The sequence below is a fragment of the Pantoea pleuroti genome, from assembly GCF_014156615.1.
GTDB classification, from domain to species: domain Bacteria; phylum Pseudomonadota; class Gammaproteobacteria; order Enterobacterales; family Enterobacteriaceae; genus Pantoea; species Pantoea agglomerans.
Map to the genome: position 1 here is coordinate 63451 of NZ_SBFD01000013.1, position 23753 is coordinate 87203.

At 53.5% G+C, this 23753-nt stretch carries 26 protein-coding genes; 19 read left to right on the forward strand and 7 right to left on the reverse strand.

Annotated elements, in window-relative coordinates; genetic code table 11:
- Positions 1-28 precede the first annotated feature (28 nt).
- From rfaD to coaD, 11 genes are all read left to right on the forward strand, one after another.
- The gene (rfaD, locus tag EPG66_RS21095) at positions 29-961 is read left to right on the forward strand and encodes an ADP-glyceromanno-heptose 6-epimerase (protein ID WP_010258257.1); all 933 of its coding nucleotides are present in this window, start codon (positions 29-31) and stop codon (positions 959-961) included.
- Between the two features lie 17 nt (positions 962-978).
- Positions 979-2034, forward strand: a complete 1056-nt coding sequence (gene rfaF, locus EPG66_RS21100; protein WP_010258260.1) for an ADP-heptose--LPS heptosyltransferase RfaF — start codon at positions 979-981, stop codon at positions 2032-2034.
- The gene (rfaC, locus tag EPG66_RS21105; protein ID WP_083070702.1) at positions 2022-2999 is read left to right on the forward strand and encodes a lipopolysaccharide heptosyltransferase RfaC; all 978 of its coding nucleotides are present in this window, start codon (positions 2022-2024) and stop codon (positions 2997-2999) included. The genes rfaF and rfaC overlap by 13 nt, the downstream gene beginning before the upstream one ends.
- Positions 2996-4072 (forward strand): glycosyltransferase family 9 protein, encoded by a 1077-nt coding sequence (locus EPG66_RS21110; RefSeq protein WP_143991533.1) that lies wholly within the window; start codon positions 2996-2998, stop codon positions 4070-4072. The genes rfaC and EPG66_RS21110 overlap by 4 nt, the downstream gene beginning before the upstream one ends.
- A 9-nt stretch (positions 4073-4081) precedes the next feature.
- Positions 4082-5086 carry a glycosyltransferase family 8 protein gene (locus tag EPG66_RS21115; RefSeq protein WP_115758615.1) on the forward strand — a complete coding sequence of 335 codons (1005 nt, stop codon included), beginning with the start codon at positions 4082-4084 and terminating at the stop codon, positions 5084-5086.
- A gap of 327 nt (positions 5087-5413) precedes the next feature.
- Positions 5414-6400 (forward strand): glycosyltransferase, encoded by a 987-nt coding sequence (locus tag EPG66_RS21120; protein WP_237164995.1) that lies wholly within the window; start codon positions 5414-5416, stop codon positions 6398-6400.
- 73 nt (positions 6401-6473) lie between these two features.
- A complete protein-coding gene (gene rfaQ, locus EPG66_RS21125) occupies positions 6474-7550 on the forward strand; it encodes a putative lipopolysaccharide heptosyltransferase III (protein ID WP_182688008.1) in 1077 nt (358 codons plus the stop codon).
- Positions 7543-8676, forward strand: a complete 1134-nt coding sequence (locus tag EPG66_RS21130; protein WP_182688011.1) for a glycosyltransferase family 4 protein — start codon at positions 7543-7545, stop codon at positions 8674-8676. Before rfaQ ends, EPG66_RS21130 begins: the two co-directional genes overlap by 8 nt.
- Before the next feature lie 92 nt (positions 8677-8768).
- Positions 8769-10043, forward strand: a complete 1275-nt coding sequence (gene waaA / locus EPG66_RS21135) for a lipid IV(A) 3-deoxy-D-manno-octulosonic acid transferase (RefSeq protein ID WP_031591872.1) — start codon at positions 8769-8771, stop codon at positions 10041-10043.
- Entirely contained in the window at positions 10043-10819 is a 777-nt protein-coding gene (locus tag EPG66_RS21140; RefSeq protein WP_031591873.1) for a glycosyltransferase family 2 protein, read from the forward strand. Before waaA ends, EPG66_RS21140 begins: the two co-directional genes overlap by 1 nt.
- Entirely contained in the window at positions 10816-11295 is a 480-nt protein-coding gene (gene coaD / locus EPG66_RS21145; protein ID WP_182688014.1) for a pantetheine-phosphate adenylyltransferase, read from the forward strand. Before EPG66_RS21140 ends, coaD begins: the two co-directional genes overlap by 4 nt.
- On the opposite strand, the gene mutM is transcribed toward coaD, so the two are convergent.
- The 4 genes from mutM to radC all read right to left on the reverse strand — a co-directional run bounded on the left by mutM (position 11292) and on the right by radC (position 13492).
- Entirely contained in the window at positions 11292-12101 is an 810-nt protein-coding gene (gene mutM, locus EPG66_RS21150; RefSeq protein WP_031591878.1) for a bifunctional DNA-formamidopyrimidine glycosylase/DNA-(apurinic or apyrimidinic site) lyase, read from the reverse strand. The genes coaD and mutM overlap by 4 nt on opposite strands.
- A gap of 69 nt (positions 12102-12170) precedes the next feature.
- Positions 12171-12338: a 50S ribosomal protein L33 gene (gene rpmG / locus EPG66_RS21155; protein ID WP_003024094.1), complete on the reverse strand. Its 168-nt coding sequence runs from the start codon at positions 12336-12338 to the stop codon at positions 12171-12173.
- Between the two features lie 19 nt (positions 12339-12357).
- Entirely contained in the window at positions 12358-12594 is a 237-nt protein-coding gene (gene rpmB, locus EPG66_RS21160) for a 50S ribosomal protein L28 (protein ID WP_006121249.1), read from the reverse strand.
- Between the two features lie 241 nt (positions 12595-12835).
- A complete protein-coding gene (gene radC, locus EPG66_RS21165; protein ID WP_182688016.1) occupies positions 12836-13492 on the reverse strand; it encodes a RadC family protein in 657 nt (218 codons plus the stop codon).
- Positions 13493-13672: 180 nt separating this feature from the next.
- Here radC and coaBC point away from each other — a divergent pair, with 180 nt between their 5' ends.
- The 3 genes from coaBC to slmA all read left to right on the forward strand — a co-directional run bounded on the left by coaBC (position 13673) and on the right by slmA (position 16046).
- The gene (coaBC, locus tag EPG66_RS21170) at positions 13673-14893 is read left to right on the forward strand and encodes a bifunctional phosphopantothenoylcysteine decarboxylase/phosphopantothenate--cysteine ligase CoaBC (RefSeq protein WP_031591883.1); all 1221 of its coding nucleotides are present in this window, start codon (positions 13673-13675) and stop codon (positions 14891-14893) included.
- Entirely contained in the window at positions 14871-15329 is a 459-nt protein-coding gene (gene dut / locus EPG66_RS21175; RefSeq protein ID WP_069025529.1) for a dUTP diphosphatase, read from the forward strand. The genes coaBC and dut overlap by 23 nt, the downstream gene beginning before the upstream one ends.
- Before the next feature lie 120 nt (positions 15330-15449).
- Positions 15450-16046 (forward strand): nucleoid occlusion factor SlmA, encoded by a 597-nt coding sequence (gene slmA / locus EPG66_RS21180; RefSeq protein WP_010258372.1) that lies wholly within the window; start codon positions 15450-15452, stop codon positions 16044-16046.
- A 35-nt stretch (positions 16047-16081) separates the two neighbouring features.
- Here the strand turns inward: slmA and pyrE are convergent, their stop codons facing one another.
- Both pyrE and rph read right to left on the reverse strand, forming a co-directional pair.
- A complete protein-coding gene (pyrE, locus tag EPG66_RS21185; protein WP_031591887.1) occupies positions 16082-16723 on the reverse strand; it encodes an orotate phosphoribosyltransferase in 642 nt (213 codons plus the stop codon).
- Positions 16724-16772: 49 nt separating this feature from the next.
- Entirely contained in the window at positions 16773-17489 is a 717-nt protein-coding gene (gene rph / locus EPG66_RS21190; protein WP_010258378.1) for a ribonuclease PH, read from the reverse strand.
- 150 nt (positions 17490-17639) lie between these two features.
- On the opposite strand from rph, the gene EPG66_RS21195 reads away from it, so the two are divergent.
- Positions 17640-18824, forward strand: a complete 1185-nt coding sequence (locus EPG66_RS21195; protein ID WP_031591888.1) for a NupC/NupG family nucleoside CNT transporter — start codon at positions 17640-17642, stop codon at positions 18822-18824.
- A gap of 38 nt (positions 18825-18862) precedes the next feature.
- Here EPG66_RS21195 and EPG66_RS21200 read toward each other — a convergent pair whose 3' ends face one another.
- Complete coding sequence (locus EPG66_RS21200) at positions 18863-19288, reverse strand: DUF3574 domain-containing protein (RefSeq protein WP_031591889.1); 426 nt, start codon at positions 19286-19288, stop codon at positions 18863-18865.
- A 155-nt stretch (positions 19289-19443) separates the two neighbouring features.
- Here EPG66_RS21200 and EPG66_RS21205 point away from each other — a divergent pair, with 155 nt between their 5' ends.
- The 4 genes from EPG66_RS21205 (at position 19444) to lpxP (ending at position 23536) form a co-directional block, all read left to right on the forward strand.
- On the forward strand, positions 19444-20307 hold the full coding sequence (locus tag EPG66_RS21205; protein WP_010258384.1) for a YicC/YloC family endoribonuclease: 864 nt from the start codon (positions 19444-19446) through the stop codon (positions 20305-20307).
- Between the two features lie 448 nt (positions 20308-20755).
- On the forward strand, positions 20756-21568 hold the full coding sequence (locus EPG66_RS21210; RefSeq protein ID WP_182688018.1) for a DUF3289 family protein: 813 nt from the start codon (positions 20756-20758) through the stop codon (positions 21566-21568).
- Positions 21568-22056 carry a DUF943 family protein gene (locus tag EPG66_RS21215; protein WP_182688020.1) on the forward strand — a complete coding sequence of 163 codons (489 nt, stop codon included), beginning with the start codon at positions 21568-21570 and terminating at the stop codon, positions 22054-22056. The genes EPG66_RS21210 and EPG66_RS21215 overlap by 1 nt, the downstream gene beginning before the upstream one ends.
- A 556-nt stretch (positions 22057-22612) precedes the next feature.
- Positions 22613-23536 carry a kdo(2)-lipid IV(A) palmitoleoyltransferase gene (gene lpxP, locus EPG66_RS21220; protein WP_182688021.1) on the forward strand — a complete coding sequence of 308 codons (924 nt, stop codon included), beginning with the start codon at positions 22613-22615 and terminating at the stop codon, positions 23534-23536.
- Positions 23537-23753: the final 217 nt, after the last annotated feature.

Consider the following 23753-nt stretch of genomic DNA (forward strand, 5'->3'; position numbering starts at 1 on the left):
TTCACCCCACAACGTTGAAGGTAACAACATGATTATCGTAACTGGCGGCGCAGGAATGATTGGCAGCAACATTGTCAAAGCGCTGAACGATCGCGGTCACACCGACATTCTGGTGGTGGATAATCTGAAGGATGGCACCAAGTTTGCCAATTTAGTCGACCTGGATATCGTCGATTACATGGACAAAGAAGAGTTCCTGATGAGCGTGATGGCGGGCGATGATTTAGGCCCGATCGAAGCGGTGTTCCATCAGGGCGCCTGCTCCTCCACCACCGAGTGGGATGGCAAGTACATGATGGAAAACAACTATCAGTACTCCAAAGAGCTGCTGCACTTCTGTCTTGAGCGCGAGATCCCGTTCCTCTACGCTTCTTCCGCAGCGACCTACGGCGGACGCAATGAGAATTTCATTGAAGAGCGTCAGTATGAGCAGCCGCTTAATGTTTATGGCTACTCCAAGATGCTGTTCGACCATTACGTCCGTCAGATGCTGCCGGAAGCGAACTCGCCGGTATGCGGCTTCCGCTATTTCAACGTCTATGGACCGCGTGAAGGCCACAAGGGCAGCATGGCAAGCGTGGCCTTCCATCTGAACACGCAGATCAGCAACGATGAAAATCCAAAACTGTTTGAAGGCAGCGACGGCTTTAAACGTGATTTCATCCACGTTGATGATGTTGCGGAAGTGAACCTGTGGTGCTGGGAAAATGGCGTCTCCGGGATTTATAACTGTGGCACAGGCCGCGCCGAGTCCTTCCAGGAAGTGGCTGACGCAGTACTGAAGTTCCACCAGAAAGGTCAGATCGAGTACATCCCGTTCCCGGAAAAGCTCAAAGGACGGTACCAGGCCTATACTCAGGCCGATCTCACTAAATTGCGTGCCGCTGGCTACGACAAGCCATTTAAAACGGTGGCGCAGGGCGTCGCTGACTATATGGTCTGGCTGAACCGTAACGCATAAAGGAAGCTGCTCCGGCGATGAAAATTCTGGTAATCGGCCCGTCGTGGGTCGGCGATATGATGATGTCGCAAAGTCTCTATCGCACCCTCAAGGCCGAACATCCCGATGCGGTGATTGACGTGATGGCACCTGCATGGTGCCGTCCGTTGTTGTCACGCATGCCGGAGGTGAATCAGGCGCTGGCGATGCCGCTTGGGCATGGCGCACTGGAAATCGGTGAGCGTCGCCGGTTGGGCAAAGTGCTGCGCGCCAGTCACTACGACCGTGCTTATGTGCTGCCTAACTCTTTCAAGTCGGCGCTGGTCCCCTTCTTTGCCGGAATAAAACGCCGCGTCGGCTGGCGCGGTGAAATGCGCTATGGCCTGCTGAATGATTTGCGCGTGCTGGATAAAGCCGCGTTTCCGCTGATGGTTGAGCGCTACGTTGCGCTGGGCTACGACACACCTGTTGCGTCGGCGGCGCAGCTGCCACAGCCGCTGTTGTGGCCAAAACTGCAGGTTGAAGAGCAGGAAAAAATTGAAACGGCCGCACAGTTTCAGCTCGCCGCGACCCGTCCGGTCATCGGTTTTTGTCCGGGCGCTGAATTTGGTCCGGCCAAACGCTGGCCGCACTATCACTACGCCACGCTGGCCCGCCAGTTGATTGCTGAAGGCTTTCAGATCGTGCTGTTTGGCTCCGCCAAAGATCGCCCGACCGGCGAAGAGATTATCGCTGCGCTGCCCGAAGAGGCGCGTGGCCACTGCCGTAATCTGGCGGGTGAAACTCAGCTGGAACAGGCGGTGATTCTGCTGGCACAATGCCGTGCCGTGGTCAGCAACGACTCCGGCCTGATGCATATCGCCGCGGCGCTGGATCGTCCACTGGTGGCGCTCTATGGACCAAGCAGCCCTGACTTTACGCCGCCGCTGGCAAAGCAGGCGCGAATTATTCGCCTGATTACCGGCTATCACAAAGTGCGCAAAGGCGATGCCGAACAGGGCTATCACCAGAGCCTGATCGATATTCAGCCTGAACGTGTACATCAGACGCTGAGCGAACTGCTCGCGCCACAGGAGGTGCCATGCACGTCCTGATTGTTAAAACTTCATCAATGGGCGATGTGCTGCATTCGCTCCCGGCACTGACCGATGCAATGCATGCCATTCCCGGCATCCGTTTCGACTGGGTAGTGGAAGAGAATTTCGCACAGATCCCTGGCTGGCATCCCGCAGTAGATAAAGTGTTACCGGTCGCGATTCGCCGCTGGCGCAAACACTGGTTTGGCAGTCAGCAGCGTGAAGAGCGCGTGCTGTTTAAGCGCGCGTTACAGTCACGTGAGTACGATATCGTGATTGATGCACAGGGCCTGATCAAAAGTGCCGCGCTGGTCACCCGCTTATCGAAAGGGGTGAAACATGGGCAGGACAGCCGTAGCGCGCGTGAGCCGTTCGCCAGCTGGTGGTATGACATCCGCCATGAGGTCAGTAAGCGACAGCACGCGGTTGAGCGGACGCGCGAACTGTTCGCCAAAAGCCTGGGCTATGAAAAGCCGCAAAGTCAGGGTGACTACGCGATTGCCGGACACTTCCTGCATCATCTGCCCGCTGACGCACATCATTACCTGATCTTTCTGCATGCCACGACGCGTGACAACAAGCACTGGCCGGAATCACACTGGCGACAGCTGATTGAGCAGATGCAGCCCAGCGGGTTGCGGGTGAAATTGCCCTGGGGTGCTGAACATGAGCATCAGCGTGCGCAGCGCCTTGCAGAAGGATTTGAGCATGTCGATGTGCTGCCTAAGCTGACGCTGGAAGCGATAGCACAACAGCTGGCGGGCGCACGCGCGGTGGTCTCAGTGGATACCGGATTGAGCCATCTGACGGCGGCACTGGATCGCCCCAACCTCACGCTGTATGGTCCGACCGATCCTGGATTGATTGGCGGTTACGGGCAGAACCAACAGGCACTGAGCGCCCCGAATCATAATCTGGCAGAGCTGACTGCTGACACGGTGGCAGAGAAACTGCGGGCCGTTATTACGGAAAACATGCCATGAACTATGTGCTGATCTACCTGCTTCTGCTGCCTTTCCGGGCCATAATGCGGCTGTTTTACCGGCCAACCGGACGCAGCCTGATCATCCAGACGGCAAAGATTGGTGATTTTATTAATATCACCCCGATGCTGCGCGCACTGGGTCAGTCTGAGTTGCTGATCAGCAAAGCGGTGGAGCCGCTGGCGCGTCATGATGACACGGTCAGCCGCTATTTCCTGATTGAAGAGGCGAAGCGCAGCTTTTTTGCCAAACTGAAGCTCGCGTTCACTCTGATGAACCGCTATGACAACGTCTATCTGGTGCAGCCAAACAGCGTGAACCTGTTTTTCGCCGCGCTCTGCAACGCACCGAACAAGCAGTTTCTGCGCACCTATGTGCGTAAGTCCTACCATAAGACCTTCTATCGCAGCGCCAGCGGTATTGTCGACCACACCAAAACGGATTTAACGCTCGACAGCTACCTGAAGCTGATTAATCGAGACTACCGCTACACCGATTTCCCCAAGCATGCGACCTCTCCGCTCTGGCAGCCGCCTGCGCCGCCCGCCGCGCTGGTTAATCCGCGCGGCGGTATTAAAATTGGCATCAGTATTTCTGCCGGTAACCGGGCTAAAACCATTCCTGCCAGCATCTGGCAGCAGCTGATGGCGTCGCTGGCTGACCTGCCCTGTACCTTTTATGTGTTTGGCCCACCGGCTGAGCAGCCGTGGCTGGATGAGTTACTGAGCCTGACCGGCCCGAAAGACAATATCGTCAGTCTGATTGGTGAGCTAAAACTGGAAGAGGTTCCGTGGGCCATTGCACAGATGGATTTCTACATCTCCTCTGACTCTGGCAATGCTTATATTGCGGATGCGCAGCAGATACCGGTGATCATGCTTTACGGGCCGTGTGAAGTCCGGGAACAGCGCCCGGTCAATAACGTTTTGTTTATCGGACCGGATAATATTGCTGCGTCGACGTTCGTTTTTGCCACCCGTTTTCAGTTTGATCAGCCTGCTGAAAAATTATTCGGGCTGGATCACGATAAACTGACTAGAATACAAACGTTTATTACTCATAATCTGGAATAGTGAAGCGTAATGGCAATTACCCCTCTTGCTGAGGCCGTTCAGCAAAGTCAGCTGCTGGTTAACACGCTTGCTGACACGGATGATAATCCGGTTCATGTTGCGTTTGGCATCAACTACGCCTACGCGCGTGGCATGGGCATTACGTTGTTTTCACTTCTCAGCCATCATCCTGATACCGCTTTCCACGCCCATGTTTTTTCAGACTCGCTTTGCGAAGAGGATGTGGAAAAACTGCGATCGCTGGCCAAAGGCCATCGTCTGGCGATCACGCTGCATATCTTTAACCGTGCCTGGGTTGATCAGTTGCCTGCGGTCGGACGCTATCCCAAAAGTATCCACTACCGTTTCCTGATCCCGGAAACCGTGGCGAGCTACAGCGATCGGGTGATCTATATTGATGCTGACACCCTGGTGGTTGGCGACTACTCTCCCCTGTTCACGCTGGATATCACTGATTACACGCTGGCGGCCTGTAATGACACACCGCGAGCGCGACATAACCAGTGCGCAAGGCTGGGGCTGAAGCATCACCACTATTTCAACTCCGGCTTTATGCTGATTAATATTCCACGCTGGCTCGAAAGGCAGACCACCGCGCGCATTACCGACGTGCTGGTAACGCGGGGCGCAGAGTTTGGTTTTCCCGATCAGGATGCGCTGAATATCGTGCTGGAGGATGAGGTCCTGATCCTGCCAGACCGCTATAACTACATTTACGACATCATCGCCAATAAAGTCTGGGATCACTCGGGCGTGCCTGAAGAGACGGTGATGATTCACTACACCGGTAAATGCAAACCCTGGCATGCATGGGCTGGCAGCGATCTTTCCCAGCGCTACTACAGCTATTACCAGCGCTCCCCCTGGGCTTCACAACCACTTGATACGCCAAAGCATTATAAAGAGATGAAGCGATTCGCCCGCGTAAAGTGGCATCAGAAACAGTATGCTGAAAGCCTGAGCTGGATGATGAAGTATGTCAGTCTCAAGTTTTTTAAGCAGAGTGAGCAATAGCACACTCAGGTTTATCAGATTGATGCGGGCGCTGTTATTTCAGCGCCTGACTTTCCCGCCATTTATCCCGCCAGCTGTTTGCCACGACCTCTGTAATAACGACGCTGACAGCAAGCCAGCATAATCATCTGTTTACCTGCACGGCCACATTGCGTAAAAAAAGCGCATATAGCGCATTATTATTGTCGGGCGTGGTTTTTAGTAAAGCAGGGATGCAACATCGTTTTATAATTGTGAACTCCCTGATTTCACTCTGCTGATTTGGAAATGATTTATGACGAGGCAACGCCCTTTCGCAGTGAATACAATGCTGGTGCAGATATTGTCATGAGTACTTCTCCTCTGCTGAGTATCATTACCCCGATGTACAACGCGGGCAGCATGTTTGATGAGTTCATGCAGTCACTGCTGGCGCAGACGCTGACTCTGCTTGAGATCATTATCGTCGATGACGGTTCAACCGATGGCTCAGGCGAGCGCGCCGATCAGTATGCACAGCAGCATTCTCACATTCGTGTGATTCATCAGGAAAATGGCGGCGTCTCGCGCGCCCGTAACGCCGGGCTGGCGATTGCCCGCGGGAAATATGTCACCTTCCCTGATGCAGATGACACCATGAAACCCGATATGTATCAGACGCTGGTGACGCTGGCGGAAGCAGATAATCTGGATGCGGCACAGTGCAACGCCGAGTGGTTTTTCAAACACAGCCAGCGGGTAAAGCCGCTGATTCCGCTGGATCGCCTGCGCAGCACGCCGGTTCTGAGCGGTGCCGACTGGCTGAATACCGCGCTGAAAACCCATCGTTATATGCATGTGGTCTGGCTGGGCATCTATCGCCGGGAACTGATTGAGCAGCACCAGTTGCAGTTTGAACCCGGCCTGCATCATCAGGACATTCCCTGGACCACTGAATTTATGCTGCTGGCAAAACGCGTGCGTTATACCGAAGCGGTGCTCTATCGCTACTACATGCATGACGCCTCAATCAGCAATCGCAAACGTACCGGCGAGCGCAACGTTGAGTATCAGCGCCACTACATGAAGATTGCGCGACTGCTGGAAGAGCTCAATGACCGCTATCGTGACCGCGTGAAGATCTACCCGTCGTTTCACTATCAGGTGACTCATGAAGCGCTCAGCGTTTGCCACAGTGTAAGACGTGAGCCTGACGCACGCGCACGCCAGGCAATCATTGCCGAGCTGTTCGCCACCCGGACACACCTGCGCATGTTACGCAATGCCCGGGGAATTAAGCAGTGGTATCAGTTGCTGTTGTGGCTGGCCCGACTCTATCGCTGGCGTGATAAATAACCTTTGAGGCTGGCTTTATCCTAAAAAGGGTTTGCCCTACAATCGGTTCACTGAATTCTGAGAACTCTTGTTTATGGCCAGCCTGACTCCAGCAAACATCTCTCCAAAAAATATATTACTGATTAAGCTGCGCCATCATGGTGACATGCTGCTCACAACGCCCGCCATCAATGCGCTTCATGAGCTTTATCCGCAGGCCAGCATCGACGTGTTGCTCTATCAGGAGACGCGTCCGATGCTGGAAGCGCATCCGGCTATCCGCCATTTGCACGTCATCGATCGTAAATGGAAGCAGGAGGGTACCTGGCGCAAGCTGGGCCATGAGCGTGCATTAATTCGCGCCATACGTGCCGCCCATTATGATCTGGTGATTAATCTGGCCGATCAGTGGCGGGCAGCCCTGATTACGCGGTTCTCTGCGGCACCCGTTCGCATCGGTTTTGCCTATAAAAAACGCGATAACGTCCTGTGGCGATGGTGTCACAACTGCCTGGTCCCCACACATAATCACAGCAAACTGCATACCGTTGAGCAGAATATGTCGGCGCTGGCACCCCTCGGCATCAGCAGCAACGGCGCACGTGTCTCAATGCACTACAGCGACGCTGACCAGCAAACTGTGCTGACACGACTGGCGGAACATCATGTCACTGCGCCCTATATTGTGGTGCAGCCGACCTCACGCTGGGGCTTTAAATGCTGGGAAGAGGAGAGTGTTGCCGCCACGCTCGATCAGCTGGCGCAGCCGGGCCGCAAGGTGGTGCTGACCGCCGGGCCGGACAAACAGGAGCTGGCGATGATTAACCGCATTCGGGCGCTGTGTGCGTCGCCGGATGTGGTTTCGCTGGCCGGTCAGTTTACTCTGCCGCAGCTGGCGGCGCTTATCGATCATGCCCGGCTGTTTATTGGTGTCGACTCTGCACCAATGCACATGGCCGCCGCACTTGAAACGCCCTGCATTGCGCTGTTTGGCCCGACCAAGCTGCAGCACTGGCGGCCATGGGGCGACAACAATCATGTCATCTGGGCGGGTGACTATGGCCCGCTGCCCTCACCCGATTCCATCGACACCAAAACAGACCAGCGTTATCTGTCGGCCATTCCGGTGAAGGATGTGGTCGCGGCAGCGAGGAGCTATCTGAATGAGTAAGTTACGGCTGGCGATTGTCCGGCAGAAATATCGTCCGGATGGCGGTGCCGAGCGTTTTATCTCGCGCGCGCTGGAAGCGCTGGGCAGCGAGCAGCTCGATCTCAACATCATTACCCGCAGCTGGCAGGGCACACCGAATCCTGACTGGCATCTGCATATCTGTAATCCGGCAAAGCTGGGCCGGGTATCCCGTGAGCGCGGTTTTGCCCGTGCAGCACGCGCCTGCTGGGAGCGCGAAAAGTTCGATATTGTGCAAAGCCACGAGCGCATCGCGGGCTGTGATATTTTTCGCGCGGGTGATGGTGTTCATCGCGTCTGGCTGGAACAGCGCGCCCGCATCGTCTCATCGTGGCAACGACTGAGTGCTGTGCTCAGCCCTTATCATCGCTATGTTCTGCAGGCGGAAGCGGAGATGTTTAACTCTCCGACGCTGAAAGCGGTGATCTGTAATTCTGAGATGGTAAAGCGCGATATCCTGCGCTGTTTCTCGCTCGACGCCGGAAAAATCCACGTTATTCATAATGCTATCGACGCCAGCCGTTTCCAGCCCGCCATGGAAGCAGCACGTCGCGCTACCCGTCAGCAGCTGGCGCTGCCTGATGCGGCGACCGTACTGATTTATGTTGGCTCCGGCTTTGAACGCAAGGGGTTGAAAGCGGCGATACAGGCGCTGGCTGCCAGCGACCGTTATCTGATTGTGGTGGGTCAGGATAAGCAACTGCAACGGTATCAGCAGCTGGCAAATCAGCTTAACTGTCTGGACCGGCTGCGCTTTGTCGGCGTACAGCAGGATGTGCAGCCGTTCTATCACGCAGCTGATGGCCTGCTGCTGCCCACCCTCTACGATCCTTTTCCTAATGTGGTGCTGGAGGCGATGGCCTGCGGCTTACCGGTGATTACCAGCACCGGCTGCGGTGGCGCAGAATTTATTACCGCTGGTCAGGAAGGATTCGTCTGTGATGCCTTGGATATCAAGGGGTTAAATCAGGCTATTAATGCACTACCGGCGCTTTCTGTCGATTCACGAATGGGTGACGCGGCGCGGCGCAAAATTGAACCTTATGGTCCACAACGGCTGGCGCAGGCGCTGACTTCGCTTTATCAGCAGGTCCTGAGCAGCAACTGACAATGTGGGATGAGTGCATGCGGGGTTTCTGATAACATGCCGCCATCTGATTTTAATCTGCTTTTAGACGCGAATTTGCTGTAACGGTAACTATGACGACCATTTACACCGCATTGCTCTACTTAATTCAGCCACTGATTTGGCTGCGCCTGTGGCTGCGCGGTCGTAAAGCGCCTGCCTATCGCAAACGCTGGGCAGAACGCTATGGCTATTGTGTCGGCAAAGTTAAGCCCGACGGCATTGTGCTGCACTCGGTCTCTGTGGGTGAAACCCTGGCCGCGATCCCGCTGGTGCGCGCTCTGCGTCATCGTTACCCGACCCTGCCGATTACCGTCACCACCATGACGCCTACCGGCTCTGAACGCGCGCAATCTGCATTTGGCAAAGATGTGCATCACGTCTATCTGCCTTATGATCTGCCGGGTTCGATTAATCGTTTTCTGGATACGGTCAATCCCCGCCTGGTGATCATCATGGAAACTGAGCTGTGGCCGAACATTATCCGCATTCTGCACCAGCGTAATATTCCACTGGTGATCGCCAATGCCCGCCTCTCGGCCCGGTCGGCTAAAGGCTACCGCAAGCTGGGTAAATTCATGCGCCGGCTGTTGCAGAGCATCACGCTTATCGCGGCGCAGAATGCGGAAGATGGCGACCGCTTCCTGAGCCTGGGCCTGAAACGTTCTCAACTAACGATTACCGGCAGCCTGAAGTTTGATATTTCCGTGACGCCAGAACTGGCCGCCAGAGCGGTAACGCTGCGTCGTCAGTGGGCGCCGCGCCGTCCGGTGTGGATCGCCACCAGCACGCACGAAGGTGAAGAGGCCATTGTGCTGGATGCCCATCGCCGCCTGCTGCAGACCTTCCCGGATCTGCTGCTAATTCTGGTGCCCCGCCATCCCGAACGTTTTAACGATGCCCGTGAACTGACGCAGGAACGCGGCTTCAGTTTTATCCTGCGCAGCAGCGGCGAGATCCCGTCTGGCTCAACGCAGGTGGTCATCGGAGACTCAATGGGCGAACTGATGCTGCTATACGGCATTGCCGACCTGGCCTTTGTCGGCGGCAGCCTGGTTGAACGGGGTGGACACAACCCGCTGGAGCCTGCTGCCCATGCTCTTCCGGTTCTGATGGGACCCCATATCTGGAACTTCAAAGATATCTGCAGCAAGTTGCAGGAAGGCCAGGGGCTGATCACCGTCACCGACGTGATTTCGCTGGAAAAAGAGGTCACCAACCTGTTACAGGATGATGATTACCGCCGCTATTACGGACGTCATGCGGTAGACGTGCTGCACCAGAATCAGGGTGCGCTACAGCGTCTGCTGCAGTTACTCGAACCGCATCTGCCACCACGGGCCCACTAATGTCAGCACGCCAACGTCTTTCCGTGGTGATGATCGCCAAAAACGAAGCGGAACTGCTGCCTGATTGCCTGGCCTCGGTCAGCTGGGCCGATGAAATTATCGTGCTGGACTCAGGCAGCCATGACAACAGTGTCGACATCGCCACGCAGGCTGGGGCGAAGGTCTACCACAATGATGACTGGCAGGGCTATGGCATCCAGCGCCAGCGCGCGCAGCACTATGCCACCGGCGACATGATTCTGATGATCGATGCGGATGAACGCGTGACACCTGAACTACGCGCCGCGATTGAGCAGGTGCTGGTCGCGCCACCCAGCCGTACGGTTTATAGTCTTGGCCGCAGTAATCTGTTTCTCGGCCGCTTTATGCGTCATAGCGGCTGGTATCCTGACCGCGTCATGCGACTCTATCCACGCACCTTCCGCTACAATGACAATCTGGTGCATGAATCACTGCAGAGTGACGGCGCGCCAGTGGTGGCATTACCCGGCGATCTGCAGCATCTGACCTGCCGCGATTTAATCGCCTTTCAGCGCAAGCAGCTGGCTTATGCCGAAGCCTGGGCTACGGAACGCCATCGGCGCGGTAAGCGTTGCAGCCTGTTTTCTCTGTTCAGCCATACGCTGGGCGCGTTTGTGAAAACCCTGCTGCTGCGTGCCGGTTTTCTCGACGGAAAACAGGGCTGGATTCTGGCGGTGGTCAATGCGCAATATACCTTCAATAAATATTCAGCCCTCTGGGCGCTGAATCATGCTTCGGCAAAAGGGCGAGTATGATCACGAAAGCCATCTATCCCGGAACGTTTGATCCTGTGACGCTCGGCCATCTCGACATCGTGACGCGGGCAGCGCAGATGTTTGATCAGGTCATTCTGGCCGTTGCCGCCAGCCCCAGTAAAAAACCAATGTTCAGCCTGGATGAGCGCGTGGCGCTGGCTGGTGAAGTGATAGCCCATCTGCCCAACGTTGAGGTGGTCGGATTCAGCGACCTGATGGCGAATTTCGCTCGTGACCAGCACGCGAATGTGCTGGTCCGTGGCTTGCGTGCGGTATCAGACTTTGAATATGAAATGCAGCTGGCCCAGATGAATCGTCATCTGCTGCCAACGCTGGAGAGTGTTTTCCTGATGCCGTCTGAAGGCTTCTCGTTTATCTCATCTTCGCTGGTCAAAGAGGTGGCGCGTCACGGCGGCGATGTTACCGCCTTCCTGCCCGCGCCGGTGCATCAGGCATTGCTGGCTAAACTGGCTTAATGCTGGCAGTTCGGGCACCAGTAGGTGCTGCGCTGTCCATGTCTGCCGCTGACAATCGGCGTACCGCATGCCCTGCAGGGTTCGCCTGCCCGCCCATAAACCTGTAACTGCTGTGCAAAATAGCCGGGTTTACCGTCGCTCTGTAAGAAATCACGCAGTGTGGTTCCGCCCTGCTCAATGGAGCGTAACAGCACCGCTTTGATGGTATTGACCAGCAGTTCCGCCTCGGCCTGCGACAGACTGCCGGCAGCACGATCGGGAATGATCCCGGCGGTAAACAGTGACTCGCTGGCGTAAATGTTGCCTACGCCCACCACCACTTTGTTATCCATCAGCCACTGCTTAATGAGCGTCCGCTTGCCGCGTGACTTCTCAAACAGGTAAGCGCCGTCAAACTCCTCGCTAAGCGGCTCCGGCCCGAGATGTGCCAGCACGCTGCTGCCCGCCAGATCGCTGCTCCAGAGCCAGGCGCCAAAGCGGCGCGGGTCGGTATAGCGCAGCACTTTGCCATTGCTCATGACTAAATCAACATGGTCATGCTTCGCCGCTGGCAGCTCTTCTGACAGCACGCGCAGGCTACCGGACATGCCAAGGTGGATAATGATCCAGCCATGCGGCAGTTCCAGCAGCAGATATTTCGCCCGGCGCTGCACACTGAGCACCGGCTGATCGCTCAGCGCCAGGATCTCCTGCGAAACGGGCCAGCGCAAACGTGAATTACGCACCACGGCGTGAAGGATGGTTTCACCGACCAAATGCGGCTCGATACCGCGACGGCTGGTTTCAACCTCTGGCAACTCTGGCATACCCTCTCCTCAGCGTTTTACACAAACAAAAAACCCGGCCGGAGCCGGGTTTTTAGCAGAACACTAAAATTACTTAATTTTAGCTTCTTTGTAGAGCACATGCTGACGTACAACCGGATCGAACTTTTTCAGTTCCAGCTTCTCTGGTTTAGTACGCTTGTTCTTCGTGGTGGTATAGAAGTGACCTGTACCAGCAGAGGAAACCAGCTTGATCTTCTCACGAATACCTTTAGCCATGATTCAGTTCCTTAGTACCTTAGTACTTCTCACCACGGGCACGCATATCGGCTAACACCGTATCAATGCCCTTTTTATCAATAATACGCATACCTTTAACAGATACACGCAGAGTAACGAAGCGCTTCTCGCTCTCAACCCAAAAACGGTGTGAGTGCAGGTTCGGAAGGAAACGGCGTTTCGTCGCGTTCATTGCGTGGGAACGGTTGTTACCCGTCACCGGACGCTTTCCAGTTACCTGGCAGACTCGTGACATGTCAATATCTCCAAAAATCAAATCAGCTCGAGCTTTAAAAATTAGGTTTGGGCCGCCTCGTCAGGCTTGCAGCCCGCCAGGCGAATTCCATGGAACCCGCTAAGCTGGCCTAACCGCCAAACCCGAGATTCTCAAAGGTGGCGTAGTATACGCCGCTCAGCCCAAGTGCTCAAGTCCCGAACAGATAAAGATCCCGAATGATCGGGCAAAAAGCCGCCACCTGGCGTGAAATTTCCCGCTGTCAAAGCCATCCCCGCTCGGCAAAGGAGACATATTCGCCATGACCAATCACCAGATGATCGAGCAGACGGATGTCGAGTAGCTGGCAGGCTTCGCTGACTTTATGGGTCACTTCACGGTCTGCACGGCTCGGCTCTGCCATGCCCGACGGGTGATTATGCGCCAGTATCAGGGCGGCGGCATTGAGCTTCAGCGCTTCCCGGACAATCTCGCGGGGGTGAACTTCCACGCTGTAAATGGAACCAGAGAACATATTTTGTGCCCGCAGCACACGATGCTGATTATCCAGAAACAGTGCCATAAAGATCTCACGCTCCTGATGGGCTAACAGACTTTGCAGATACTGGCGCGTGATTTGTGGATTTTCCATTGCGCTTTCGCGGGCCAGCTTACTGGCGAAAAAACGCTTCGCCAGTTCGGCAATCGCATGAAGTTGTGCCAGCTTGGCATCGCCGACCCCTTTGATTTCACCGAATGCCGCTTTGTCTGACGTCATGAGCTGATAAAGCGAGCCAAAACCGTCCAGCATCTGACCGGCCAGCTCCAGGACGTTCTGTCCAGGCGATCCGGTACGGAGAAAAATGGCCAGTAGTTCGGTATCGCTGAGGGCATGCGCACCCAGCTTCTGGAGTTTTTCCCGTGGTCCCTTTATTTTCATGTCCGCTCTCCCTGAGATGAGCCTCAGCATGGCCCATCATGAAGCGTGCGGCTATGAGTGAAGCTGCAATCTACGAGACAGCTCGCAAACGCAGTCAGTGAAAAGGCGCATCCGCGCTTTTGTGATAAAGTCCGTGCATTCGCCGCCGCGAGCGGCAGAGAGCTTAGTGAGGCCAACATCATGATGGGATTAGCCGGCAAAAAAATTCTTCTTGGCGTGAGCGGCGGTATTGCTGCTTATAAAGCACCTGAGCTGGTGCGCCGCCTGCGCGATCGCGGTGCTGATGTCCGCGTGATGATGACAGAGGGTGCGAAAGCATTTATTACTCCACTCAGCCTGCAGGCTGTCTCCGGCTATCCGGTATTTGACGATCTGCTTGATCCGGCAGCGGAGGCGGCGATGGGTCATATTGAACTGGCAAAATGGGCCGACCTTATTGTGCTGGCACCGGCCACTGCTGACCTGATTGCCCGTATTACTGCCGGTATGGCAAACGATCTGGTGACGACCGCCGTGTTAGCGACGGCCTCACCCGTGGCAGTGGTGCCCGCTATGAATCAGCAGATGTATCGTGCGGCGGTGACCCAGCATAACCTGCAGAGCCTGCAGGCGCGTGGCGTGCTGATTTGGGGACCGGACAGCGGCAGCCAGGCCTGCGGCGATGTCGGGCCGGGCCGGATGCTCGACCCGCTGGTGATTGTTGACCATGCGGTGCAGTGGGCCTCGCCCGTCAACGATCTGCAACATCTCAACATTATGATTACCGCCGGCCCTACCCGTGAGGCGCTGGACCCGGTGCGCTACATCACTAACCACAGCTCCGGCAAAATGGGCTTTGCTATTGCCGACGCCGCCGCCAGACGCGGTGCACAGGTCACGCTGGTCAGCGGCCCGGTCACCTTGTCTGCGCCAGCGGGTGTGCGGCGAATTGATGTGACCAGCGCGCTGGAGATGCAGGCCGCCGTCATGAGTGAGATAGATAAACAACATATTTTCATTGCAAGCGCAGCCGTGGCAGACTACCGGGCAGCCGATATTGCGGCCGATAAAATCAAGAAACAGGGCGGCGATGATAACGTCACGCTGAACCTGGTAAAGAATCCCGATATTGTTGCCGGCGTCGCTGCACTTCAGGAAAACCGGCCATTCGTCGTTGGATTTGCTGCTGAAACACAGAATGTGGAAGAATACGCCCGGCAAAAACGGGTGCGCAAGAATCTGGATCTGATCTGCGCTAACGACGTCGCTAAAGCCGGACAGGGGTTTAATAGCGACACCAATGCTCTTCACCTTTTTTGGCAGGATGGAGAAAAACGCTTACCGCTCAGCGATAAGTCTCTCCTTGGCCAACAATTAATAGACGAGATTGTCAGCCGTTATGATGAAAAAAATAGACGTTAAAATTCTGGATCCGCGCGTCGGCAAAGAGTTTCCACTGCCGACCTACGCGACTTCAGGTTCCGCTGGGTTAGATTTACGCGCCTGCATTGATGATGTTCTCGACATCGCACCAGGCACCACAACGCTGGTTCCGACCGGCCTGGCGATTCATATTGCCGACTCCGATCTGGCCGCTGTGATCCTGCCGCGCTCAGGCCTTGGCCATAAACATGGCATCGTGCTGGGCAACCTGGTGGGTCTGATTGACTCCGACTATCAGGGACAGCTGATGGTCTCGGTCTGGAATCGCGGCCAGGAAAGCTTCTCGCTGCAGCCCGGCGATCGCATGGCACAACTGGTCTTTGTACCGGTGGTGCAGGCGGAATTTAACCTGGTCGAAGATTTCGACGCCAGCCTGCGCGGCGAAGGCGGCTTCGGCCACTCCGGCCGCCAGTAACCCGCATTACCGACTTTCACTTACGCCCGTTATTTTTTCCTCATCGCCACAGGACGCGTTCCTGTGGCAGATGCGTAGGTGTTGCCTGTTTTTAGGTGAATTTCAGGGGTCTTTAAGGTCATGGCAGAAAAAAAAGTCGCGAAGCGGAATCGTCGCGAAGAGATTTTGCAGGCGCTGGCGCAGATGCTGGAGTCGGGTGATGGCAGTCAGCGTATTACCACAGCCAAACTGGCAGCCACGGTGGGCGTTTCCGAAGCGGCGCTGTATCGTCACTTCCCGAGTAAGACACGAATGTTCGATAGCCTGATTGAGTTTATCGAAGACAGTCTGATTACCCGCATCAATCTGATCCTCAAGGATGAAAAAGAGACCATGACGCGTCTGCGTCTGATCGTGCAACTGATTCTGGGATTTGGTGAGCGTAATCCGGGACTGACACGCATTCTGACCGGCCATGCATTGATGTTTGAGCAGGACCGACTGCAGGGACGCATCAATCAGCTGTTTGAGCGGATTGAAGTGCAGCTGCGACAGGTGATGCGTGAACGGAAAATGCGCGAGGGCGAAGCCTTTCAGGCTGATGAGGCGCTGCTGGCAAGTCAGTTGCTGGCTTTCTGTGAGGGTTTACTGTCACGGTATGTCCGTTCTGAGTTTCGTTTCAGTCCTACCGCAGACTTTGAGGCTCGCTGGCCGCTGATTGCCGCCCAGCTGGCGTAAAGCGTAAAAGAAGGCGGGCATTGCGCCCGCCTCTGTTAAATCCCGTACGCTTTCTGGTAGGCACGTACCTGAGCCAGATGATCGGCCATCTCAGGCTTCTCTTCCAGCCAGGCAATCAGGTCTGCCAGCGTTATAATCGCGGTCACTTTGCAGCCGTAATCACGTTCAACTTCCTGAATAGCCGACATTTCTCCGCGTCCACGCTCCTGACGATCAAGCGAGACCAGCACGCCTGCCAGAGTGGCGTTGTGCGCACCGATAATATCCATCGACTCACGAATCGCGGTGCCTGCGGTGATCACATCGTCCACCAGCATCACTTTGCCCTGCAGCGGACTGCCAACCAGCAGGCCACCTTCGCCGTGATCTTTCGCTTCTTTACGGTTAAAGCAGTAAGGCACATCGCGGTCATGATGATCCGCCAGCGCCACCGCCGTGGTGGTGGCTATCGGAATGCCTTTATAGGCCGGGCCGAACAGCAGATCAAAATCAACAGCGCCATCCACCAGCGCCTGCGCGTAAAAGCGTCCCAGCAGCGCTAAATCCCGTCCGCTGTTAAACAGACCAGCATTAAAGAAATAGGGGCTTTTACGCCCGGACTTCAAAGTGAACTCACCGAACTTCAGCACCTGCTTGTTCAGGGCAAATTCAATAAACTGACGCTGCCAGGCTTTCATTTCTCACTCCTCAAATAAAGAAAAGGCGACTCTGAGGTCGCCTGTTACATCAATTTTCCAGCGCTGCTTTCTGCGCCTGAATTAATTCCTCAATTCCGCCCCGTGCCAGCGCCAGTAGCGTCAGCAACTCTTCATGGCTGAACGGTTCGCCCTCAGCGGTGCCCTGCACCTCGATCATGCGGCCATCTTCCAGCATCACGACGTTCATATCGGTTTCTGCGGCTGAGTCTTCAACATACTCCAGATCGCACAGCGCTTCGCCTTTGACGATGCCCACTGAAATCGCCGCGACCATGCCCTTCATCGGGTTCGCTTTCAGTTTGCCACTGGCCACCAGCTTGTTCAGCGCATCAGCCAGCGCCACGCAGGCTCCGGTGATTGATGCGGTGCGAGTGCCGCCATCGGCCTGAATTACGTCACAGTCGAGCGTAATGGTAAATTCACCCAGCGCTTTAAGATCAACCGCGGCGCGCAGTGAACGGGCGATCAGACGCTGAATCTCCAGCGTACGTCCGCCCTGCTTGCCTTTTGCAGCTTCACGCGCCATACGGCTGTGGGTCGAACGCGGCAGCATGCCATATTCGGCCGTTACCCAACCCTGGCCCTGGCCTTTGAGGAAACGCGGAACCCCTTCGTCTACCGAGGCAGTGCAAAGCACTTTCGTTTCGCCGAATTCCACCAGAACGGAACCCTCTGCGTGTTTGGTGTAATTGCGGGTCAATGTGACTGGACGCACCTGTTGTGCGCTACGGCCTGCTGGACGCATGGGTATTCTCCGGCTTGCTAATGATTGGCTGCGCATTATACGGACTTCCTTGCCCGCTGTCTCTTGCGCTGGTCTGACGCAGGCATCAGATGAAATTCCCCGCCAGCTGTGGCTAAATGCGCGTTCCTTTCTCTCTGATAAAAAAGACATATGGCCGCCATTCTTCATTTCCTGCTGGCGCTGGTGGTGATCTTCGCCCTTGCGCTGCTGGTCAGTCATGACCGTAAACAGATTCGCCTGCGCTTTATTATTCAACTGATTGTGGTGGAAGCCGCGCTGGGTTGGTTCTTCCTTCACTCTGCCGGGGGTCTGGCGCTGGTCGGCTCGTTCGCCGGTTTCTTTGAGACGCTGCTGGGTTTTGCCGCACAGGGCACGGAGTTCGTGTTTGGCGGAATGAGTAAGCAGGGGTTGGCATTTATCTTCCTTGGCGTGCTCTGCCCGATTGTCTTTATTTCGGCACTGATCGGCATATTGCAGCACTGGCGCATCCTGCCGCTGTTGATCCGTATTTTCGGGACGCTGCTGTCGAAGATTAACGGCATGGGCAAACTGGAGTCGTTCAACGCCGTCAGCACGCTGATTCTTGGGCAGTCGGAAAACTTCATCGCTTATAAAGGGATTCTGGGTGATATCCCGCCACGCCGGCTCTACACCATGGCGGCGACCGCGATGTCTACCGTTTCGCTGTCGATTGTCGGTGCTTATATGTCGATGATCGAACCGAAATATGTGGTTGCGGCACTGCTGCTTAATATGTTCAGCACCTTTATTATCCTGTCGATCATCAACCCGATGAAAAGCCAAGATGAGCAGCCTATCGCACTTGATAAACTGCATGAAGAGCAGAGCTTCTTTGAGATGCTGGGCGAATACATCCTGGCAGGCTTCAAAGTTGCGATGATTATTCTGGCCATGCTGATTGGCTTTATTGCCCTGATTGCTGCCGTCAACGCACTGTTTGCGGCGGTGTTCGGCTACAGCTTCCAGCAACTGCTCGGCTACCTGTTCTATCCTCTGGCCTGGCTGATTGGCATTCCCAAAGCCGATGCCTTGCAGGCGGCCAGTATCATGGCAACCAAACTGGTGGCGAACGAGTTTGTGGCGATGATTGAACTGCAGAAAGTCGCGGCGGGCATGAGTGCGCGTGGGCTGGGTATTCTGTCGGTGTTCCTGGTCTCGTTCGCTAACTTTGCCTCTATCGGCATTGTGGCAGGCGCAATAAAAGGACTGAATGAGAAACAGGGAAATGTGGTTTCCCGTTTTGGCTGGAAGCTGGTCTATGGCTCCACGCTGGTCAGTCTGCTCTCCGCAGCCTTTGCCGGTCTGTTTATCTGATTATTCAACGGGCGGCAGTTCTGCCGCCCGCTTTCGCCTTAGAATCCGACGCAGACGGGTGCATCCACCCGCATAACCGACTCCTGACCAAACCGTTTTTTATAGAGGCTGCGTAACGCCTCAATATCACCGTTGGTGGCGGGATCGATCCCGTGGATCAGCATCAACGCCTTACTGTTCTCCCGTGCCAGCTGACCGTTCTCGCCCAGCCATTGCCCTTTGGCATCATAGACCGACAGCCCCGCTTTAAACCGTGGCGTGACCTCATTATCCACGAAGTTCATCCAGTCGAGTGAACTCACCCTGCCGCCATCAGGCTTGCTCAGTCCAAACCACAACGTGGTCTGCATCATCATGTCGCCACCCGCACAGATGGGTTGCGGTTTAGTGGGCGGCGAGTGGCGTGCCTGGCAACCAGCCAGCAGCAGAGCCATCACAACAGGAAGGGCAATAACGCGAGACATAGATCAGTCATCCTCACAAAGGGTCAATGGTCATCATAAGTGGCTGTCGCTGAAAGCGGAAATGGTTCGTTATTTTCCTGTGCGACGCTTATGCCTGTTATGCCGTGGCTCGCCTCGCTATACTTCACCCATCTTTCCGCAAATGAGTACCGCTTATGATCCGCAGTATGACCGCTTATGCCCGCAGCGAAGCCAAAGGCGAATGGGGCAGCGCCGCCTGGGAGCTGCGTTCCGTGAACCAGCGTTATCTGGAAACCTACATCCGCCTGCCGGAACAGTTTCGTGGGCTGGAGCCGGTTATCCGCGAGCGCATTCGCCAGCGTCTGACGCGCGGTAAAATTGAGTGCAACCTTCGTTATGATGCCGATCCCAGCGCGCAGGGCGAACTGATGCTCAACGAAACGCTGGCGAAACAGCTGGTGCAGGCTGCCAACTGGGTAAAAATGCAGAGCGACGAAGGCGCGATTAATCCGCTGGATATTCTGCGCTGGCCGGGTGTAATGTCTGCGCAGGAACAGGACCTGGATGCCATTAACACCCAGTTGTTGCAGGCACTGGATGGGGCGCTTGATGACTTTATCGCGGCACGCGAAAGCGAAGGTACCGCCCTGAAAGCAATGATTGAGCAGCGTCTGGAAGGCGTCTCGCAGGAAGTCAGCAAAGTGCGTGCGCAGATGCCTGAAGTAATCAAATGGCAGCGTGAGCGGCTGGTCGCCAAACTGGAAGATGCTGAAGTCCAGCTGGAAAACAATCGCCTTGAGCAGGAACTGGTGATGATGGCGCAGCGGGTTGATGTTTCTGAAGAGCTGGATCGTCTGGATGCGCACGTTAAAGAGACTTACAACATCCTGAAAAAGAAAGAGGCCGTGGGCCGCCGTCTCGACTTTATGATGCAGGAGTTCAATCGTGAGTCGAACACGCTGGCATCGAAGTCGATCAATGCAGAAATCACGACTTCAGCCATTGAACTGAAGGTGCTGATTGAGCAGATGCGCGAGCAGATTCAAAATATCGAATAATTTTCACATCTGCACAGAGCATCCCACAAGCCCATGTTAAATGGGCTTTTTTACTTTTCCCTGATGTCAATATTCTATTGTCAAAGTTCACTGGTTTTGGGAGTAAAGTGGGGAAATCGTCTGCTTAACCAGCTATAAATTAATAGTCAGAATGGTGTAGTCCTGAGTCTGGTTTAACAGGTCAGTTATATGGGTAACATTTTGTCCTGTGAGGTCAGGGATAGTCATTGGTCATAATGAAAGGTGGGACTTACACTCCTTCACTTTTCCGACCATGCCGTTTAGTATTACATCAGTCTGCTTAATACCTGCAACTGGTAGTTATATGAGCAGGGCTGTAACAAAGAAGCATTCGATTTTACAGATATGTCGATATTAAAATAATTTAGCATTCGATTAATTACATGATTTTTTCAGGATGAAACATTAATATCACAAGGAAGTCATCATGCCAGCATTGAAGTTTCCTGCCACCATTTTTCAAACGAAGCACAAGTTTAACGATTACAGCACTGATGATATGAAGTGTGGAGATTTTACTGAAAAACAGCTAAGAAGTGATTTAGGCCTGGATGATGTTTCAAATGTCGTCGATCCCTGGACTGGAAAGGAAGTATCAATATTTAACGCCTTCCAGGATACCCGTCAAAAATCCAGAACGGAAATGGCTGAAATTCTTTTCAATGAGTTTCTTCGTCTTTCTATGCCTGCATATTACCTTGGGCAACATCAAATATTCAACAATCTCGTAAAGCATCTTTATCACGGTAACGGAAAAAGCTATTCCAGTCCCTTTCTTGATAGTGCATATAAGACGCTAATATTAGGTGGTCAAACATCGCCACTCTCACCACTTACAGTAATCAAATCTTCATTAGATAAAATTATTGTTGATGGACAAAAAAGCTTATCAGTTACAGATAAAGATTTAATAACACAAGCTATAGGCAATTCAATACTTCCTAAGTTTAACCGTTGGGCCGACAGTTTCAATGGATTAGGTATGTCGATACATGATATTCATGCTACAAATATATTGATAAACCAGCTCGATATAACTGATAATGGTTATATCGCAAAAATAACTTTTACAGGGCAGGATCATTTCGGTCTCGATAAAACTGACATCCAGAATCCTAAATTTCATTATATCAGAGCCTTTCGTATATGGTTTATCCTTCAACGATGGGAATACTTTGCTTTTAAGCCTTTTTTAACCAATATGAAAGCTGAGTTTGAAATAAATAGCAGGAGAAACTAATGCGAATTAAAAAGATTATTATTTTTATTGTGGCATTGGCAATGTTACTATTATTTTACGTGAGCTTCTTTAGTTCTCCAAAGGTGCTTGCAATTCATGGTTCTGAAGCTAATAAAGAATTATTAGTTAAAAATATCCCTTTCACTGATAGCGATAAAATCGAGTGGTGGGATAATAATGGAGTTAAAACCATCTCTTCCCCTGAAAGTTACAATGTTTCAATCTGGAAGTTTGATGGGAAGTATCAAAAGCTTGCCCCTAAGAATTCTGGCTTGTTTCCAGACCACGATATTGATTACTTATTATGCTTCGACGACATGAAAACAGAAGAAAATTGTATAGACAAGTCAACCTGGATCATGGAAATCACTAAGACAAAGGATGGTTACACTTACTACCGTCTTGATGGAAAGTCTTACTATCGAAAACCATCCGGTGAACTGCTCAAAGGTGAAAGATTTACGACAACCATCAAGCCAGTAAGCTGATGAGCTTGTAGCTGTGCTCATCGGAAACTGGATTGATGAGTAGAATAGTAAATCGTCATAAAAAACCAAAATAAGAAGCTGATTTTTATAAGATTTACTCAAAATCATCATTCATATTCAGAAGATCGAGCAATTCCCACTCAACAAAGCGCTCGCAGCGGCGCTGTGTTCCCCTTTCAGGCGCTGTCAGCACTTAAAGAGTTAGCTCCTTCCGTCAATTGATCGCTTTTTCAGCGCGTCCAGCATCAGAATCAGGTAAAGATAAATAAATAATCATTTCCAGACTGTTCCTGAAACGGCCTCGCTTACAATTAAAGTTTCTTTCAGGCTTAGATTAATTATTTGAAAAATAATGATTTTATAGGATTAATGTACTTTTATAGCCGGTATTAACGCCTCTCCATGAAACAGCTCAATCCTGTAGATGCCGGAGTTTCCCTTTATTTGAAGGCACTTTTTGATAAAATGTTGGTCGAAATCAGTACAGCTGTACCGCCTTAAGACTCATGGAAGTGCTCTTTGTGCGATGCATCCCTCTATCCCATGAAGGTTGTTAATGAAAAACACCGGAAAATTTAGCAGTTCGCTGCTGCATCCGCGTTATTGGTTTACCTGGTTTGGCCTTGGCGTACTCTGGCTGCTGGTCCAGCTCCCCTATCCTGTTCTTATGCGTCTCGGTGCCGGTGCCGGCAAAATCTCTCGCCATTTCCTGCAGCGCCGCGAGCGTATTACCCGTCGTAACATCGAACTCTGCTTTCCGGGCATCAGCGAAGAAAAAACAGAACATATGATCGCCGGTAATTTTGCGTCGCTCGGGATGGCGCTGGCTGAAACCGGTATTGCCTGGTTCTGGTCTGACCGTGCGGTAAGACGTCTGTTTAAAGTGTCGGGAATGGAAAATCTGCATGCCGCGCAGAAAGAAAAGCGAGGCGTGATGCTGATTGGTGTGCATTTCATGTCACTGGAGCTGGGCGGCCGCATCAGCGGACTCTGTCAGCCAATGATGGCGATGTATCGCCCACACAATAACCAGGCGATGGAGTATGTGCAGACTAAAGGGCGGATGCGCTCAAATAAAGCGATGATCGACCGTCGTGATCTACGCGGTATGGTTAATGCCCTGAAACAGGGTGAATCGGTCTGGTTTGCGCCTGATCAGGATTACGGCCCCAAAGGCAGCACCTTTGCGCCGCTGTTTGCGGTGGAAAAAGCCGCCACGACTAACGGGACTTTTGTTCTGTCGCGTCTGGCGAAGCCAGCGATGGTGCCGATTATGCTGATTCGTAATCCAGGAAATGATGGCTACCATTTGATCATCGAACCGATGCTGGAAAATTATCCTCATACGGACGAGACTGCTGCTGCAGCTTATATGAACAAAGTGATCGAAAATCAGATCCTTCGCGCACCCGAACAGTATCTTTGGCTGCATCGTCGCTTCAAAACCCGGCCACCGGGTGAAGAGTCGCTCTACGTCTGAGTTAACTGATAAAGCAGGCCTCGCGCCTGCTTTGTTGTTTTAATCTGCTGAACGACATCTGCTCTACGTCCACTCTCTCATCCTCGTTTGCTGTGCTCTCATACTGACTCTGCCGTTATAGCTACCCCTGCAGTTTCAGCTGTTCAGCACACCTGTCTGCGTCCGGCAGGCTGGTATCAAAGAGATAATTAAGGAATGATGAATCCTCTTACCTCGT

Bases quoted from the DNA above. Each gene is read 5' to 3' on its own strand.
- EPG66_RS21115 (WP_115758615.1), top strand. From the start codon at position 4,082: ATGGCAATTACCCCTCTTGCTGAGGCCGTTCAGCAAAGTCAGCTGCTG.
- mutM (WP_031591878.1), bottom strand. From the start codon at position 12,101: ATGCCAGAGTTGCCAGAGGTTGAAACCAGCCGTCGCGGTATCGAGCCG.
- EPG66_RS21110 (WP_143991533.1), top strand. From the start codon at position 2,996: ATGAACTATGTGCTGATCTACCTGCTTCTGCTGCCTTTCCGGGCCATA.
- rpmB (WP_006121249.1), bottom strand. From the start codon at position 12,594: ATGTCACGAGTCTGCCAGGTAACTGGAAAGCGTCCGGTGACGGGTAAC.
- rfaC (WP_083070702.1), top strand. From the start codon at position 2,022: ATGCACGTCCTGATTGTTAAAACTTCATCAATGGGCGATGTGCTGCAT.
- EPG66_RS21205 (WP_010258384.1), top strand. From the start codon at position 19,444: ATGATCCGCAGTATGACCGCTTATGCCCGCAGCGAAGCCAAAGGCGAA.
- dut (WP_069025529.1), top strand. From the start codon at position 14,871: ATGATGAAAAAAATAGACGTTAAAATTCTGGATCCGCGCGTCGGCAAA.
- EPG66_RS21210 (WP_182688018.1), top strand. From the start codon at position 20,756: ATGCCAGCATTGAAGTTTCCTGCCACCATTTTTCAAACGAAGCACAAG.
- rpmG (WP_003024094.1), bottom strand. From the start codon at position 12,338: ATGGCTAAAGGTATTCGTGAGAAGATCAAGCTGGTTTCCTCTGCTGGT.
- rfaD (WP_010258257.1), top strand. From the start codon at position 29: ATGATTATCGTAACTGGCGGCGCAGGAATGATTGGCAGCAACATTGTC.
- rfaQ (WP_182688008.1), top strand. From the start codon at position 6,474: ATGGCCAGCCTGACTCCAGCAAACATCTCTCCAAAAAATATATTACTG.
- EPG66_RS21130 (WP_182688011.1), top strand. From the start codon at position 7,543: ATGAGTAAGTTACGGCTGGCGATTGTCCGGCAGAAATATCGTCCGGAT.
- pyrE (WP_031591887.1), bottom strand. From the start codon at position 16,723: ATGAAAGCCTGGCAGCGTCAGTTTATTGAATTTGCCCTGAACAAGCAG.
- rfaF (WP_010258260.1), top strand. From the start codon at position 979: ATGAAAATTCTGGTAATCGGCCCGTCGTGGGTCGGCGATATGATGATG.
- lpxP (WP_182688021.1), top strand. From the start codon at position 22,613: ATGAAAAACACCGGAAAATTTAGCAGTTCGCTGCTGCATCCGCGTTAT.
- EPG66_RS21200 (WP_031591889.1), bottom strand. From the start codon at position 19,288: ATGTCTCGCGTTATTGCCCTTCCTGTTGTGATGGCTCTGCTGCTGGCT.
- coaBC (WP_031591883.1), top strand. From the start codon at position 13,673: ATGATGGGATTAGCCGGCAAAAAAATTCTTCTTGGCGTGAGCGGCGGT.
- EPG66_RS21140 (WP_031591873.1), top strand. From the start codon at position 10,043: ATGTCAGCACGCCAACGTCTTTCCGTGGTGATGATCGCCAAAAACGAA.
- coaD (WP_182688014.1), top strand. From the start codon at position 10,816: ATGATCACGAAAGCCATCTATCCCGGAACGTTTGATCCTGTGACGCTC.
- EPG66_RS21215 (WP_182688020.1), top strand. From the start codon at position 21,568: ATGCGAATTAAAAAGATTATTATTTTTATTGTGGCATTGGCAATGTTA.
- EPG66_RS21120 (WP_237164995.1), top strand. From the start codon at position 5,414: ATGAGTACTTCTCCTCTGCTGAGTATCATTACCCCGATGTACAACGCG.
- waaA (WP_031591872.1), top strand. From the start codon at position 8,769: ATGACGACCATTTACACCGCATTGCTCTACTTAATTCAGCCACTGATT.
- slmA (WP_010258372.1), top strand. From the start codon at position 15,450: ATGGCAGAAAAAAAAGTCGCGAAGCGGAATCGTCGCGAAGAGATTTTG.
- radC (WP_182688016.1), bottom strand. From the start codon at position 13,492: ATGAAAATAAAGGGACCACGGGAAAAACTCCAGAAGCTGGGTGCGCAT.
- EPG66_RS21195 (WP_031591888.1), top strand. From the start codon at position 17,640: ATGGCCGCCATTCTTCATTTCCTGCTGGCGCTGGTGGTGATCTTCGCC.
- rph (WP_010258378.1), bottom strand. From the start codon at position 17,489: ATGCGTCCAGCAGGCCGTAGCGCACAACAGGTGCGTCCAGTCACATTG.